Here is a 19,460-nt window from a genome sequence, read left to right on the forward strand (position 1 = left end):
TGTGAGTTTTAAATTGTATTTTGCGGATTATAACTAATTTTTAATAAAGATAAAATTTGTAGAAAAGAGAAGTCTCTCTTTTCTACTTTTTATTACACATCAGGAGTAACTGAAACATCATCGTCAATTAAGACTTTTACATTTGAACCACCAACGGTTCCTTGATAAACATGGAATGTTTCTCCTGTATCACTTACATAATCAGCTTGTTGCGACCATTTCGCATCTCCACCTTCAAGAACAACTTTATCAGTACTATCTCCAAAAATTTTCAATTCATGATTCTCATCTGTAATATCTAAAATATCATCTAGATTTATATTCATCTCTTGTGCATGATTATTAGTTAAATCAATATTTTCGATATTTTTTATTTCGGTATGGTTTAAAATATCTTCTAGGTCAATCGTATCATTATTCATAATTAATGTGTCATTACCTGTTCCACCATCAATTGATTTTTCAGTTCCATTAAATACTATAGTATCATCACCTGCACCTGCATGAATAACATCTGCACCACCTTTTCCATCTATATGTTCATCGGCATCAGTTCCTTTGATATCATTTGTATGCTCAGTACCTTCTATAGTTTTTGCTTCAGTAGTAACATGTACTGTTATTGCATCTTTTGAATCGTTCTCTGTTGATGTTACACTTGCAGTAATATGTTCTAAATCACTTGAGTCAACTTCTGTTTTACTTACTAATGTTACATTTGCATCACCATTAGTATCAACTGGAACCGTATAACTTCCATCTGCATTAGCACTAATTACACTTCCATTACTATCTTGCAGTGTTGCATCTGCAGGAATATCAGTCAAGGTAATATTTGAAAGTGTCTCACTATCAGTATCAGTCAATAATGCACTTAAAGTGATAGCATATTGATATGTTGGTATATTAATTGAACTGGCATTAAATACAATATTTTCCATATTTTGAACTTTCATTGCGCTACCTTGTGGAGTTCCATTTCCATCTACTTTATAAATATAATAAGTATTTGAATAATCACTATATCCACTAAAATCACTTACTTTATTAAAATGGCTATCGTAAATTGCATATTCACTTGCGTCACCTGAAAAATACAAGGTATCATTTCCATATCCTCCATTTAGATATGATCCTGTAATGGCTTTTGTAGAATCAAGATAAATAGAATCATTACCAGAATCTAAATCTATAGTACTTCGACTGATATCTCCATCTATAGATAAAGTATCATCTCCTCCACCCATATATATGGTAGCACCATCTGCATTTCCACCTATAATTAAATTATCTTTGTTACCATCATCGTTTTCCCAGTACTTTTCATCCATCCATATTGTAGCTCTGCTTGCACTTCCATCTATTGTTAACTTATCAGAATCATCACCCATATGTATTGTAGCCCCATCTGCATTTCCCCCTATAGACAAGATATCATCACCATCTTCGGTATGTAATGTAGCGCCATTAGCATCTCCACCAATAGTTAAAACATCATCACCATCTCGCATATGTATTGTAGCTCCATCCGCATCTTTACCTATGGCTACAGTGTCATCACCTTTTCCCATATCTATTGAAGCCCCACTATTGTTGACACTTCCAACAACAGTTAAACTGTCATTACCATCGTCCATCAATACTGTAGCACCATTTGCATTCCCAAATACTGTTATACTATCATCACCTTCTTGAGTTTTTATTGTTGCTCCATCAACATTTCCACCTACTATTAAATTATCATTACCTTCTTCAGTTTTTATTGTTGCACCATTAGTGTTTTCGACAACTAGTAAGCTATTATCGCCAGACCCTAAATCAATAGTCGAACCATCAATACTTCCACCCACAGCCAAAGTATCATTTCCTTCACCAAGATCTATTACTTTTCCATTTGCACTATATTTAATATTGACAGTATCATCCCCATCTTCAATTTTAATTTTATGTGCATTCATATTATTGATATTTAAAGTGTCATCATTACCATGTTTATTCTCATAATTGTTATTTAAATCTACACCACCATTTACAGATAATGTTGGAAAAGCAGGCAGTTTAGATGTATCCAATTCAGCACTTAGAGAATCTGCTACAATTTGAGCATCTCCTATATCCATAGTTAAAATTGGAGTAGAAGCTTTATCATCAACATTAACATTAATATTAACATCAAAACTCGTAGTATCTCCATCAACATCAGCTGCTGTAATTTTAAAACTTTCAACAGTGTCAATTTTATAGTTTCCTGCCACTGCCATAAAAGTATAATTTCCTGTAGTAAAATCAAACATCAATTTACTTCCACTTTCCATTTTTACACCAGTATTAGGGAAGTTATCTTTTGTATATTCAACGCCTTCAATTGTAATTGAAGCAATTGATATTACTCCATCACCACCAGAAACATTATCAAGAACATTTCCTTCAACTTTTGCTGATATGTTATCAACTAAAGTATCTTTTAATTCTGTAACATCTTCCACAACTAAAACATTTGTTTTAATTGTCCCAATATTTACTGCTATTCTTTGGAAGTCTGGATCATTTGCATCCAATCCAGTACCAATACCAATAACATTTAATTCACTAGCATTGTCTTTTAAGAACTCTGTCCATTTTGTAATATATCCATTATCAACAGCTTGTCCATCAACAGATGTTATATAATCATTTCCTGAACCATCACTATCCCAGTTCTCTCTATTTGGTTTACCATCAGATATAAAATAAACTACTGATTTTTCACCATTTGGGGTTTCAGTATAAGTATTATATGTCTCAAATAGTGCATCTTCATAATTTGTAGCACTTCCAGAATGTAATCCTTCTAAAGCTTTCAAGGCATCTTCAGCACTCATCCATCCCGTTGCAGATGCATCAGTATCAAATGTTGTCAATTTTACATTAACTCCACCATTATCTTCATATGTAGCAATCATCTCTTTTAAAGAATCAATAGCAAGCTGCAATCGACTTACTTTTGTACCATCATCTAATGTTACTTTATCATCCATACTTCCAGAAATATCTAAGGCAATAACTACATTTGTTGCATGTGGTGTCACTACAGTTGTATCGTCATTTTCTGGTAGCACTCCCTCAAAATCAATAGTTTTTTCTTCACCTTCTGAAGTTGGTACCAAGTTTACTATTGTAGTTTCTGTTACTGTTGCTGTTGAAATATCACCATTTGAAGATTCTGTTGCAGTAGCTGTTGCTTTTATATCAAAATTATCTGAAACAGTTTTAGGGATCATCATTTCAACTGTACCATTAAAAGTATTTCCATCTACATTAATTGTCCAAGTTCCATCACTATTTAAAGTTCCTTCATTTAATGTTGCACCAGTTGGTATACCACTTAGAGTTATACTTAAACTTTCACTTCCATCTGTATCCGATAAGCTTGAACTGATATCTAAATCATATTTAACCATATCAGTTTTAACAACTGAAACATTATCTATTGCCATACCCCAGTTATCATTACCTTCTCCAATTTCTTTAAAACTTAGTAAGTTTGAACCATCACCAGAGCCACCCTCTACCTGTGCTTTATAATTTGCCCAAGTAGTATTATTTCCATCTATAGTTGCTATTTTTTCACCACCCCAATAAACTTCAACAACACCTGATTTTTCACCATTCGCACCACTTTCTTGTAATGCAGCTTTATCAAAATAATCAAATTTTAGTGTATAAAGCTCTCCAACTTCAATACCAGAAATAACTTGTCCAATTTGAGTATTATCATTATCAGTGTCTCCATTATTATGGGTTTCCCCTAAATCCATATAGTTATGTCCATCTGTAGCACCAACATTTGCATGATGTGATTCATGAACTTCCATAGTAGGTGCACTTGAACCCTCATCTGTAATCACATGCCAACCTGTAATTGATTGATTATGAGCTACTCCTCCATAAGCAATATCATGATTACTTACACTATTACCATTAGCATCAGTTCCTGAGATATCTTCAAAACTTCCATTCTCTACTAAGTTAGTGGTACTTGAAACTACTTCACCCGTATTAGTTATACTAAGAGTTATACTTGGTGCATCTGCAACGGCTGTAACATCAATTGTTGCAACAGCATTTTCTGATGATATTCCATCTGAAACTGTAAACTTAATTGGTAAATCATCTCCTGAATAATCAGCTTTAGGAGTAAAAGTATAACTACCATCATTATTTTCTACAATTGTTCCATATTTTGAATCTATTGACACTGATGTTACAGATAATGTATCTCCATCTACATCTGTTGTTTTTGCTAATAAATCAGCTTTTGTAAAGGTAATTGAATTATCTTCTAGTGTTGAACCTAAATCTATATTTTGCACTACTGGTGCATCATTATCACCAGTTACATTTATATTTACCATAGCTGTATCAGTATTTTTTCCATCACTTACGGTATATTCGAAAGATATATTTTTATTCTCTCCATCACTCATACTTTGTAAATTTTCATCTGGAGTAAATACAACTTTTCCATCTACAACTTTTGCACTACCAACTACAACACCATCAATTGTTATATCAACAGTTTGACCAGAACTTACATCTTGCCCTTGTATTGCACTTATAGAAAGTGTATCACCATCTGCATCTGTATCATTAGTCAAAACATCTACTGTTATTGCACTATCTTCATCTGTAACAAGAGTAGGTTCATCACTATAAGTTATACCTTTTACATATACACCTTCTTGGAACTCTCCTGTAGTTACATTATATAAACCATCTGAGAATTGAATATTTTCAGTTTCATATACTTTATCATTGCCATCTCTTCCGCTTACACTATCATTTATATATGTCCAGCCATCATTAGTTGTTATACTATACTCACTATATTCACCTTTATAAACAACAGTATCGTTACCAGATGATGCATAGATTTTATCATCTCCAGAACCTCCCTCAATAATATCATCACCTGCTCCAGTCCAAATATATTGATTACCACTACCACCTATTACATGATCATTATTTACTAATCCATTAGCCGTATTGATATTACCTGTTTCTTGTTGCGTAGTTAAATCAACAACTGAACTATCAACATTAGCTCCTTCTTTCATACCATCATCATGAGCTACTGGAATAAAGTTTTCTGTTACTACATTATATGTACCATCATTAAATTTGATAGTTTCTATATTTCTAAGTTCTGTTACATCACCTTTTCCATCATTATTACTATCACTTGCGGCTGTTTCAGTTATTACAATATTACCATTTGAATCTTTTGTGATTGTATATTCTGAAATATCTTTTCCAAATGTTACAATATCAGTTCCGTTTCCACCATCTATTACTAACTTATCATTTGTATCATTATTATCACTAGTTACTTCTCCATTTTCATTTCTTCCTGTTAAAAGGTCATCAGTATTAATAATATCATCTCCTGAACCTGTCATTACAAAGTCATCTGATGATTCAGTATTACTATCTGACCAATCTCCATGCCAATAATGAGTACTTTCTGTTTGTCCAGTTGTATTTCCTGATAAGTCAGTCTCAGTTGCTTTAAAAAATTCATTATCATTAACTGGTGTTCCCGGAAGATTACTAATATCCATATTCCAAGTTCCATCTGATTGTACTATTGTTGTCCCTATAATATTATTATCTTCATCATATATTGTTATAGTATTTCCAGATTCTGCACCTGTACCTTTTAATGTTACTACTGAATAATCACCATTTTCATCAACAATATCTGTTATTGCTAACTTCCCAATATTCGGTGCTGTTGTATCTCCCATAGTTGCGCTATCAGTTCCTGCTGCTGAAGTATTTCCAGCTACATCTGTTACTGTTGCACTTACTTTTATATCTGATCCATCTGCTACTTTTGGAGTTGAAGTTGTATATCCATTAGTAATCATATCACTTGTAATTTCTACAGAAGTTGTTGTTCCATTGATAGTTACATTTAATGTATCTCCTGCTACTGCATCACTTGGAAGAGTAACTTTAATATCAACATCTCCACTTAATTCTGTATTTGAAATTGTTCCATCATTATTTGTATCTTCTGTAATAACAACTGTTGGTGCAGATGTTGCTGTTGTATCTCCCATAGTTGCGCTATCAGTTCCTGCTGCTGAAGTATTTCCAGCTACATCTGTTACTGTTGCACTTACTTTTATATCTGATCCATCTGCTACTTTTGGAGTTGAAGTTGTATATCCATTAGTAATCATATCACTTGTAATTTCTACAGAAGTTGTTGTTCCATTGATAGTTACATTTAATGTATCTCCTGCTACTGCATCACTTGGAAGAGTAACTTTAATATCAACATCTCCACTTAATTCTGTATTTGAAATTGTTCCATCATTATTTGTATCTTCTGTAATAACAACTGTTGGTGCAGATGTTGCTGTTGTATCTCCCATAGTTGCGCTATCAGTTCCTGCTGCTGAAGTATTTCCAGCTACATCTGTTACTGTTGCACTTACTTTTATATCTGATCCATCTGCTACTTTTGGAGTTGAAGTTGTATATCCATTAGTAATCATATCACTTGTAATTTCTACAGAAGTTGTTGTTCCATTGATAGTTACATTTAATGTATCTCCTGCTACTGCATCACTTGGAAGAGTAACTTTAATATCAACATCTCCACTTAATTCTGTATTTGAAATTGTTCCATCATTATTTGTATCTTCTGTAATAACAACTGTTGGTGCAGATGTTGCTGTTGTATCTCCCATAGTTGCGCTATCAGTTCCTGCTGCTGAAGTATTTCCAGCTACATCTGTTACTGTTGCACTTACTTTTATATCTGATCCATCTGCTACTTTTGGAGTTGAAGTTGTATATCCATTAGTAATCATATCACTTGTAATTTCTACAGAAGTTGTTGTTCCATTGATAGTTACATTTAATGTATCTCCTGCTACTGCATCACTTGGAAGAGTAACTTTAATATCAACATCTCCACTTAATTCTGTATTTGAAATTGTTCCATCATTATTTGTATCTTCTGTAATAACAACTGTTGGTGCAGATGTTGCTGTTGTATCTCCCATAGTTGCGCTATCAGTTCCTGCTGCTGAAGTATTTCCAGCTACATCTGTTACTGTTGCACTTACTTTTATATCTGATCCATCTGCTACTTTTGGAGTTGAAGTTGTATATCCATTAGTAATCATATCACTTGTAATTTCTACAGAAGTTGTTGTTCCATTGATAGTTACATTTAATGTATCTCCTGCTACTGCATCACTTGGAAGAGTAACTTTAATATCAACATCTCCACTTAATTCTGTATTTGAAATTGTTCCATCATTATTTGTATCTTCTGTAATAACAACTGTTGGTGCAGATGTTGCTGTTGTATCTCCCATAGTTGCGCTATCAGTTCCTGCTGCTGAAGTATTTCCAGCTACATCTGTTACTGTTGCACTTACTTTTATATCTGATCCATCTGCTACTTTTGGAGTTGAAGTTGTATATCCATTAGTAATCATATCACTTGTAATTTCTACAGAAGTTGTTGTTCCATTGATAGTTACATTTAATGTATCTCCTGCTACTGCATCACTTGGAAGAGTAACTTTAATATCAACATCTCCACTTAATTCTGTATTTGAAATTGTTCCATCATTATTTGTATCTTCTGTAATAACAACTGTTGGTGCAGATGTTGCTGTTGTATCTCCCATAGTTGCGCTATCAGTTCCTGCTGCTGAAGTATTTCCAGCTACATCTGTTACTGTTGCACTTACTTTTATATCTGATCCATCTGCTACTTTTGGAGTTGAAGTTGTATATCCATTAGTAATCATATCACTTGTAATTTCTACAGAAGTTGTTGTTCCATTGATAGTTACATTTAATGTATCTCCTGCTACTGCATCACTTGGAAGAGTAACTTTAATATCAACATCTCCACTTAATTCTGTATTTGAAATTGTTCCATCATTATTTGTATCTTCTGTAATAACAACTGTTGGTGCAGATGTTGCTGTTGTATCTCCCATAGTTGCGCTATCAGTTCCTGCTGCTGAAGTATTTCCAGCTACATCTGTTACTGTTGCACTTACTTTTATATCTGATCCATCTGCTACTTTTGGAGTTGAAGTTGTATATCCATTAGTAATCATATCACTTGTAATTTCTACAGAAGTTGTTGTTCCATTGATAGTTACATTTAATGTATCTCCTGCTACTGCATCACTTGGAAGAGTAACTTTAATATCAACATCTCCACTTAATTCTGTATTTGAAATTGTTCCATCATTATTTGTATCTTCTGTAATAACAACTGTTGGTGCAGATGTTGCTGTTGTATCTCCCATAGTTGCGCTATCAGTTCCTGCTGCTGAAGTATTTCCAGCTACATCTGTTACTGTTGCACTTACTTTTATATCTGATCCATCTGCTACTTTTGGAGTTGAAGTTGTATATCCATTAGTAATCATATCACTTGTAATTTCTACAGAAGTTGTTGTTCCATTGATAGTTACATTTAATGTATCTCCTGCTACTGCATCACTTGGAAGAGTAACTTTAATATCAACATCTCCACTTAATTCTGTATTTGAAATTGTTCCATCATTATTTGTATCTTCTGTAATAACAACTGTTGGTGCAGATGTTGCTGTTGTATCTCCCATAGTTGCGCTATCAGTTCCTGCTGCTGAAGTATTTCCAGCTACATCTGTTACTGTTGCACTTACTTTTATATCTGATCCATCTGCTACTTTTGGAGTTGAAGTTGTATATCCATTAGTAATCATATCACTTGTAATTTCTACAGAAGTTGTTGTTCCATTGATAGTTACATTTAATGTATCTCCTGCTACTGCATCACTTGGAAGAGTAACTTTAATATCAACATCTCCACTTAATTCTGTATTTGAAATTGTTCCATCATTATTTGTATCTTCTGTAATAACAACTGTTGGTGCAGATGTTGCTGTTGTATCTCCCATAGTTGCGCTATCAGTTCCTGCTGCTGAAGTATTTCCAGCTACATCTGTTACTGTTGCACTTACTTTTATATCTGATCCATCTGCTACTTTTGGAGTTGAAGTTGTATATCCATTAGTAATCATATCACTTGTAATTTCTACAGAAGTTGTTGTTCCATTGATAGTTACATTTAATGTATCTCCTGCTACTGCATCACTTGGAAGAGTAACTTTAATATCAACATCTCCACTTAATTCTGTATTTGAAATTGTTCCATCATTATTTGTATCTTCTGTAATAACAACTGTTGGTGCAGATGTTGCTGTTGTATCTCCCATAGTTGCGCTATCAGTTCCTGCTGCTGAAGTATTTCCAGCTACATCTGTTACTGTTGCACTTACTTTTATATCTGATCCATCTGCTACTTTTGGAGTTGAAGTTGTATATCCATTAGTAATCATATCACTTGTAATTTCTACAGAAGTTGTTGTTCCATTGATAGTTACATTTAATGTATCTCCTGCTACTGCATCACTTGGAAGAGTAACTTTAATATCAACATCTCCACTTAATTCTGTATTTGAAATTGTTCCATCATTATTTGTATCTTCTGTAATAACAACTGTTGGTGCAGATGTTGCTGTTGTATCTCCCATAGTTGCGCTATCAGTTCCTGCTGCTGAAGTATTTCCAGCTACATCTGTTACTGTTGCACTTACTTTTATATCTGATCCATCTGCTACTTTTGGAGTTGAAGTTGTATATCCATTAGTAATCATATCACTTGTAATTTCTACAGAAGTTGTTGTTCCATTGATAGTTACATTTAATGTATCTCCTGCTACTGCATCACTTGGAAGAGTAACTTTAATATCAACATCTCCACTTAATTCTGTATTTGAAATTGTTCCATCATTATTTGTATCTTCTGTAATAACAACTGTTGGTGCAGATGTTGCTGTTGTATCTCCCATAGTTGCGCTATCAGTTCCTGCTGCTGAAGTATTTCCAGCTACATCTGTTACTGTTGCACTTACTTTTATATCTGATCCATCTGCTACTTTTGGAGTTGAAGTTGTATATCCATTAGTAATCATATCACTTGTAATTTCTACAGAAGTTGTTGTTCCATTGATAGTTACATTTAATGTATCTCCTGCTACTGCATCACTTGGAAGAGTAACTTTAATATCAACATCTCCACTTAATTCTGTATTTGAAATTGTTCCATCATTATTTGTATCTTCTGTAATAACAACTGTTGGTGCAGATGTTGCTGTTGTATCTCCCATAGTTGCGCTATCAGTTCCTGCTGCTGAAGTATTTCCAGCTACATCTGTTACTGTTGCACTTACTTTTATATCTGATCCATCTGCTACTTTTGGAGTTGAAGTTGTATATCCATTAGTAATCATATCACTTGTAATTTCTACAGAAGTTGTTGTTCCATTGATAGTTACATTTAATGTATCTCCTGCTACTGCATCACTTGGAAGAGTAACTTTAATATCAACATCTCCACTTAATTCTGTATTTGAAATTGTTCCATCATTATTTGTATCTTCTGTAATAACAACTGTTGGTGCAGATGTTGCTGTTGTATCTCCCATAGTTGCGCTATCAGTTCCTGCTGCTGAAGTATTTCCAGCTACATCTGTTACTGTTGCACTTACTTTTATATCTGATCCATCTGCTACTTTTGGAGTTGAAGTTGTATATCCATTAGTAATCATATCACTTGTAATTTCTACAGAAGTTGTTGTTCCATTGATAGTTACATTTAATGTATCTCCTGCTACTGCATCACTTGGAAGAGTAACTTTAATATCAACATCTCCACTTAATTCTGTATTTGAAATTGTTCCATCATTATTTGTATCTTCTGTAATAACAACTGTTGGTGCAGATGTTGCTGTTGTATCTCCCATAGTTGCGCTATCAGTTCCTGCTGCTGAAGTATTTCCAGCTACATCTGTTACTGTTGCACTTACTTTTATATCTGATCCATCTGCTACTTTTGGAGTTGAAGTTGTATATCCATTAGTAATCATATCACTTGTAATTTCTACAGAAGTTGTTGTTCCATTGATAGTTACATTTAATGTATCTCCTGCTACTGCATCACTTGGAAGAGTAACTTTAATATCAACATCTCCACTTAATTCTGTATTTGAAATTGTTCCATCATTATTTGTATCTTCTGTAATAACAACTGTTGGTGCAGATGTTGCTGTTGTATCTCCCATAGTTGCGCTATCAGTTCCTGCTGCTGAAGTATTTCCAGCTACATCTGTTACTGTTGCACTTACTTTTATATCTGATCCATCTGCTACTTTTGGAGTTGAAGTTGTATATCCATTAGTAATCATATCACTTGTAATTTCTACAGAAGTTGTTGTTCCATTGATAGTTACATTTAATGTATCTCCTGCTACTGCATCACTTGGAAGAGTAACTTTAATATCAACATCTCCACTTAATTCTGTATTTGAAATTGTTCCATCATTATTTGTATCTTCTGTAATAACAACTGTTGGTGCAGATGTTGCTGTTGTATCTCCCATAGTTGCGCTATCAGTTCCTGCTGCTGAAGTATTTCCAGCTACATCTGTTACTGTTGCACTTACTTTTATATCTGATCCATCTGCTACTTTTGGAGTTGAAGTTGTATATCCATTAGTAATCATATCACTTGTAATTTCTACAGAAGTTGTTGTTCCATTGATAGTTACATTTAATGTATCTCCTGCTACTGCATCACTTGGAAGAGTAACTTTAATATCAACATCTCCACTTAATTCTGTATTTGAAATTGTTCCATCATTATTTGTATCTTCTGTAATAACAACTGTTGGTGCAGATGTTGCTGTTGTATCTCCCATAGTTGCGCTATCAGTTCCTGCTGCTGAAGTATTTCCAGCTACATCTGTTACTGTTGCACTTACTTTTATATCTGATCCATCTGCTACTTTTGGAGTTGAAGTTGTATATCCATTAGTAATCATATCACTTGTAATTTCTACAGAAGTTGTTGTTCCATTGATAGTTACATTTAATGTATCTCCTGCTACTGCATCACTTGGAAGAGTAACTTTAATATCAACATCTCCACTTAATTCTGTATTTGAAATTGTTCCATCATTATTTGTATCTTCTGTAATAACAACTGTTGGTGCAGATGTTGCTGTTGTATCTCCCATAGTTGCGCTATCAGTTCCTGCTGCTGAAGTATTTCCAGCTACATCTGTTACTGTTGCACTTACTTTTATATCTGATCCATCTGCTACTTTTGGAGTTGAAGTTGTATATCCATTAGTAATCATATCACTTGTAATTTCTACAGAAGTTGTTGTTCCATTGATAGTTACATTTAATGTATCTCCTGCTACTGCATCACTTGGAAGAGTAACTTTAATATCAACATCTCCACTTAATTCTGTATTTGAAATTGTTCCATCATTATTTGTATCTTCTGTAATAACAACTGTTGGTGCAGATGTTGCTGTTGTATCTCCCATAGTTGCGCTATCAGTTCCTGCTGCTGAAGTATTTCCAGCTACATCTGTTACTGTTGCACTTACTTTTATATCTGATCCATCTGCTACTTTTGGAGTTGAAGTTGTATATCCATTAGTAATCATATCACTTGTAATTTCTACAGAAGTTGTTGTTCCATTGATAGTTACATTTAATGTATCTCCTGCTACTGCATCACTTGGAAGAGTAACTTTAATATCAACATCTCCACTTAATTCTGTATTTGAAATTGTTCCATCATTATTTGTATCTTCTGTAATAACAACTGTTGGTGCAGATGTTGCTGTTGTATCTCCCATAGTTGCGCTATCAGTTCCTGCTGCTGAAGTATTTCCAGCTACATCTGTTACTGTTGCACTTACTTTTATATCTGATCCATCTGCTACTTTTGGAGTTGAAGTTGTATATCCATTAGTAATCATATCACTTGTAATTTCTACAGAAGTTGTTGTTCCATTGATAGTTACATTTAATGTATCTCCTGCTACTGCATCACTTGGAAGAGTAACTTTAATATCAACATCTCCACTTAATTCTGTATTTGAAATTGTTCCATCATTATTTGTATCTTCTGTAATAACAACTGTTGGTGCAGATGTTGCTGTTGTATCTCCCATAGTTGCGCTATCAGTTCCTGCTGCTGAAGTATTTCCAGCTACATCTGTTACTGTTGCACTTACTTTTATATCTGATCCATCTGCTACTTTTGGAGTTGAAGTTGTATATCCATTAGTAATCATATCACTTGTAATTTCTACAGAAGTTGTTGTTCCATTGATAGTTACATTTAATGTATCTCCTGCTACTGCATCACTTGGAAGAGTAACTTTAATATCAACATCTCCACTTAATTCTGTATTTGAAATTGTTCCATCATTATTTGTATCTTCTGTAATAACAACTGTTGGTGCAGATGTTGCTGTTGTATCTCCCATAGTTGCGCTATCAGTTCCTGCTGCTGAAGTATTTCCAGCTACATCTGTTACTGTTGCACTTACTTTTATATCTGATCCATCTGCTACTTTTGGAGTTGAAGTTGTATATCCATTAGTAATCATATCACTTGTAATTTCTACAGAAGTTGTTGTTCCATTGATAGTTACATTTAATGTATCTCCTGCTACTGCATCACTTGGAAGAGTAACTTTAATATCAACATCTCCACTTAATTCTGTATTTGAAATTGTTCCATCATTATTTGTATCTTCTGTAATAACAACTGTTGGTGCAGATGTTGCTGTTGTATCTCCCATAGTTGCGCTATCAGTTCCTGCTGCTGAAGTATTTCCAGCTACATCTGTTACTGTTGCACTTACTTTTATATCTGATCCATCTGCTACTTTTGGAGTTGAAGTTGTATATCCATTAGTAATCATATCACTTGTAATTTCTACAGAAGTTGTTGTTCCATTGATAGTTACATTTAATGTATCTCCTGCTACTGCATCACTTGGAAGAGTAACTTTAATATCAACATCTCCACTTAATTCTGTATTTGAAATTGTTCCATCATTATTTGTATCTTCTGTAATAACAACTGTTGGTGCAGATGTTGCTGTTGTATCTCCCATAGTTGCGCTATCAGTTCCTGCTGCTGAAGTATTTCCAGCTACATCTGTTACTGTTGCACTTACTTTTATATCTGATCCATCTGCTACTTTTGGAGTTGAAGTTGTATATCCATTAGTAATCATATCACTTGTAATTTCTACAGAAGTTGTTGTTCCATTGATAGTTACATTTAATGTATCTCCTGCTACTGCATCACTTGGAAGAGTAACTTTAATATCAACATCTCCACTTAATTCTGTATTTGAAATTGTTCCATCATTATTTGTATCTTCTGTAATAACAACTGTTGGTGCAGATGTTGCTGTTGTATCTCCCATAGTTGCGCTATCAGTTCCTGCTGCTGAAGTATTTCCAGCTACATCTGTTACTGTTGCACTTACTTTTATATCTGATCCATCTGCTACTTTTGGAGTTGAAGTTGTATATCCATTAGTAATCATATCACTTGTAATTTCTACAGAAGTTGTTGTTCCATTGATAGTTACATTTAATGTATCTCCTGCTACTGCATCACTTGGAAGAGTAACTTTAATATCAACATCTCCACTTAATTCTGTATTTGAAATTGTTCCATCATTATTTGTATCTTCTGTAATAACAACTGTTGGTGCAGATGTTGCTGTTGTATCTCCCATAGTTGCGCTATCAGTTCCTGCTGCTGAAGTATTTCCAGCTACATCTGTTACTGTTGCACTTACTTTTATATCTGATCCATCTGCTACTTTTGGAGTTGAAGTTGTATATCCATTAGTAATCATATCACTTGTAATTTCTACAGAAGTTGTTGTTCCATTGATAGTTACATTTAATGTATCTCCTGCTACTGCATCACTTGGAAGAGTAACTTTAATATCAACATCTCCACTTAATTCTGTATTTGAAATTGTTCCATCATTATTTGTATCTTCTGTAATAACAACTGTTGGTGCAGATGTTGCTGTTGTATCTCCCATAGTTGCGCTATCAGTTCCTGCTGCTGAAGTATTTCCAGCTACATCTGTTACTGTTGCACTTACTTTTATATCTGATCCATCTGCTACTTTTGGAGTTGAAGTTGTATATCCATTAGTAATCATATCACTTGTAATTTCTACAGAAGTTGTTGTTCCATTGATAGTTACATTTAATGTATCTCCTGCTACTGCATCACTTGGAAGAGTAACTTTAATATCAACATCTCCACTTAATTCTGTATTTGAAATTGTTCCATCATTATTTGTATCTTCTGTAATAACAACTGTTGGTGCAGATGTTGCTGTTGTATCTCCCATAGTTGCGCTATCAGTTCCTGCTGCTGAAGTATTTCCAGCTACATCTGTTACTGTTGCACTTACTTTTATATCTGATCCATCTGCTACTTTTGGAGTTGAAGTTGTATATCCATTAGTAATCATATCACTTGTAATTTCTACAGAAGTTGTTGTTCCATTGATAGTTACATTTAATGTATCTCCTGCTACTGCATCACTTGGAAGAGTAACTTTAATATCAACATCTCCACTTAATTCTGTATTTGAAATTGTTCCATCATTATTTGTATCTTCTGTAATAACAACTGTTGGTGCAGATGTTGCTGTTGTATCTCCCATAGTTGCGCTATCAGTTCCTGCTGCTGAAGTATTTCCAGCTACATCTGTTACTGTTGCACTTACTTTTATATCTGATCCATCTGCTACTTTTGGAGTTGAAGTTGTATATCCATTAGTAATCATATCACTTGTAATTTCTACAGAAGTTGTTGTTCCATTGATAGTTACATTTAATGTATCTCCTGCTACTGCATCACTTGGAAGAGTAACTTTAATATCAACATCTCCACTTAATTCTGTATTTGAAATTGTTCCATCATTATTTGTATCTTCTGTAATAACAACTGTTGGTGCAGATGTTGCTGTTGTATCTCCCATAGTTGCGCTATCAGTTCCTGCTGCTGAAGTATTTCCAGCTACATCTGTTACTGTTGCACTTACTTTTATATCTGATCCATCTGCTACTTTTGGAGTTGAAGTTGTATATCCATTAGTAATCATATCACTTGTAATTTCTACAGAAGTTGTTGTTCCATTGATAGTTACATTTAATGTATCTCCTGCTACTGCATCACTTGGAAGAGTAACTTTAATATCAACATCTCCACTTAATTCTGTATTTGAAATTGTTCCATCATTATTTGTATCTTCTGTAATAACAACTGTTGGTGCAGATGTTGCTGTTGTATCTCCCATAGTTGCGCTATCAGTTCCTGCTGCTGAAGTATTTCCAGCTACATCTGTTACTGTTGCACTTACTTTTATATCTGATCCATCTGCTACTTTTGGAGTTGAAGTTGTATATCCATTAGTAATCATATCACTTGTAATTTCTACAGAAGTTGTTGTTCCATTGATAGTTACATTTAATGTATCTCCTGCTACTGCATCACTTGGAAGAGTAACTTTAATATCAACATCTCCACTTAATTCTGTATTTGAAATTGTTCCATCATTATTTGTATCTTCTGTAATAACAACTGTTGGTGCAGATGTTGCTGTTGTATCTCCCATAGTTGCGCTATCAGTTCCTGCTGCTGAAGTATTTCCAGCTACATCTGTTACTGTTGCACTTACTTTTATATCTGATCCATCTGCTACTTTTGGAGTTGAAGTTGTATATCCATTAGTAATCATATCACTTGTAATTTCTACAGAAGTTGTTGTTCCATTGATAGTTACATTTAATGTATCTCCTGCTACTGCATCACTTGGAAGAGTAACTTTAATATCAACATCTCCACTTAATTCTGTATTTGAAATTGTTCCATCATTATTTGTATCTTCTGTAATAACAACTGTTGGTGCAGATGTTGCTGTTGTATCTCCCATAGTTGCGCTATCAGTTCCTGCTGCTGAAGTATTTCCAGCTACATCTGTTACTGTTGCACTTACTTTTATATCTGATCCATCTGCTACTTTTGGAGTTGAAGTTGTATATCCATTAGTAATCATATCACTTGTAATTTCTACAGAAGTTGTTGTTCCATTGATAGTTACATTTAATGTATCTCCTGCTACTGCATCACTTGGAAGAGTAACTTTAATATCAACATCTCCACTTAATTCTGTATTTGAAATTGTTCCATCATTATTTGTATCTTCTGTAATAACAACTGTTGGTGCAGATGTTGCTGTTGTATCTCCCATAGTTGCGCTATCAGTTCCTGCTGCTGAAGTATTTCCAGCTACATCTGTTACTGTTGCACTTACTTTTATATCTGATCCATCTGCTACTTTTGGAGTTGAAGTTGTATATCCATTAGTAATCATATCACTTGTAATTTCTACAGAAGTTGTTGTTCCATTGATAGTTACATTTAATGTATCTCCTGCTACTGCATCACTTGGAAGAGTAACTTTAATATCAACATCTCCACTTAATTCTGTATTTGAAATTGTTCCATCATTATTTGTATCTTCTGTAATAACAACTGTTGGTGCAGATGTTGCTGTTGTATCTCCCATAGTTGCGCTATCAGTTCCTGCTGCTGAAGTATTTCCAGCTACATCTGTTACTGTTGCACTTACTTTTATATCTGATCCATCTGCTACTTTTGGAGTTGAAGTTGTATATCCATTAGTAATCATATCACTTGTAATTTCTACAGAAGTTGTTGTTCCATTGATAGTTACATTTAATGTATCTCCTGCTACTGCATCACTTGGAAGAGTAACTTTAATATCAACATCTCCACTTAATTCTGTATTTGAAATTGTTCCATCATTATTTGTATCTTCTGTAATAACAACTGTTGGTGCAGATGTTGCTGTTGTATCTCCCATAGTTGCGCTATCAGTTCCTGCTGCTGAAGTATTTCCAGCTACATCTGTTACTGTTGCACTTACTTTTATATCTGATCCATCTGCTACTTTTGGAGTTGAAGTTGTATATCCATTAGTAATCATATCACTTGTAATTTCTACAGAAGTTGTTGTTCCATTGATAGTTACATTTAATGTATCTCCTGCTACTGCATCACTTGGAAGAGTAACTTTAATATCAACATCTCCACTTAATTCTGTATTTGAAATTGTTCCATCATTATTTGTATCTTCTGTAATAACAACTGTTGGTGCAGATGTTGCTGTTGTATCTCCCATAGTTGCGCTATCAGTTCCTGCTGCTGAAGTATTTCCAGCTACATCTGTTACTGTTGCACTTACTTTTATATCTGATCCATCTGCTACTTTTGGAGTTGAAGTTGTATATCCATTAGTAATCATATCACTTGTAATTTCTACAGAAGTTGTTGTTCCATTGATAGTTACATTTAATGTATCTCCTGCTACTGCATCACTTGGAAGAGTAACTTTAATATCAACATCTCCACTTAATTCTGTATTTGAAATTGTTCCATCATTATTTGTATCTTCTGTAATAACAACTGTTGGTGCAGATGTTGCTGTTGTATCTCCCATAGTTGCGCTATCAGTTCCTGCTGCTGAAGTATTTCCAGCTACATCTGTTACTGTTGCACTTACTTTTATATCTGATCCATCTGCTACTTTTGGAGTTGAAGTTGTATATCCATTAGTAATCATATCACTTGTAATTTCTACAGAAGTTGTTGTTCCATTGATAGTTACATTTAATGTATCTCCTGCTACTGCATCACTTGGAAGAGTAACTTTAATATCAACATCTCCACTTAATTCTGTATTTGAAATTGTTCCATCATTATTTGTATCTTCTGTAATAACAACTGTTGGTGCAGATGTTGCTGTTGTATCTCCACCTGTATCAGAAAAAGTTGCAAAAGTTACTTCATTGTTAGTATTACCACCTGTATTAGTATCTATACCTCCAACAAATCTTGTTGTTCTAAATCCATCAGGTCTATTATCTGGATTTAAATTTAATGATATATCCTCATTTGAACTATTTGGAGTAGTAGATGAATCAGAAACTACTTGCTCCCCTGCTGCTGATGCTTCCATTGCACTTGTTAAAGAACCAAAGTCATCAATTATAACGCCATTTGGCTTATCTGCATTAGTTAAGTTTTCATCTAAACGAGCTTCTAAATCTTTTATAATATCATCACTTTGAAAATCAGGGTTTAGAACTGTTTCTTTTAAATCATTCATTCCTTCTTTATCATAAATTACTGAAAGTACAGTCTTATTTACTTCACCATTTGATTTAATAAGATCTGCCATTCCTTCAAAAGTTAATGTTAATTTTGGATTAGTACCTAAAACTAATTGAATTGAACTTTGTCCATCAATTAACTTTAAACTATAACCAGGATTTTCAGAATTATCTAAGAAATACTGTTCTCCTTCTTTTGGAGTAAAGGTTGTATTTTTATTAACTTCTATTTCTCTATAGCTTCCATTTGGTTGTTTGATAATCAGATTCATTTTTAGACC

Annotated in this window: 1 protein-coding gene; it reads right to left on the reverse strand. The window is 33.9% G+C overall.

Annotation, left to right across the window (positions count from 1 at the left end; translation table 11 throughout):
• Positions 1-92 precede the first annotated feature (92 nt).
• Positions 93-19,451, reverse strand: coding sequence for an Ig-like domain-containing protein (locus LXN10_RS03305; protein ID WP_375724518.1), 19,359 nt, complete (start codon positions 19,449-19,451; stop codon positions 93-95).
• Positions 19,452-19,460 lie beyond the last annotated feature (9 nt).

This window comes from Arcobacter iocasae (assembly GCF_042214795.1).
Lineage (GTDB): Bacteria > Campylobacterota > Campylobacteria > Campylobacterales > Arcobacteraceae > Arcobacter > Arcobacter iocasae.

Excerpts from the sequence above, each read along its gene's own strand:
- LXN10_RS03305 (WP_375724518.1), bottom strand. The coding sequence starts at position 19,451 with ATGAATCTGATTATCAAACAACCAAATGGAAGCTATAGAGAAATAGAA.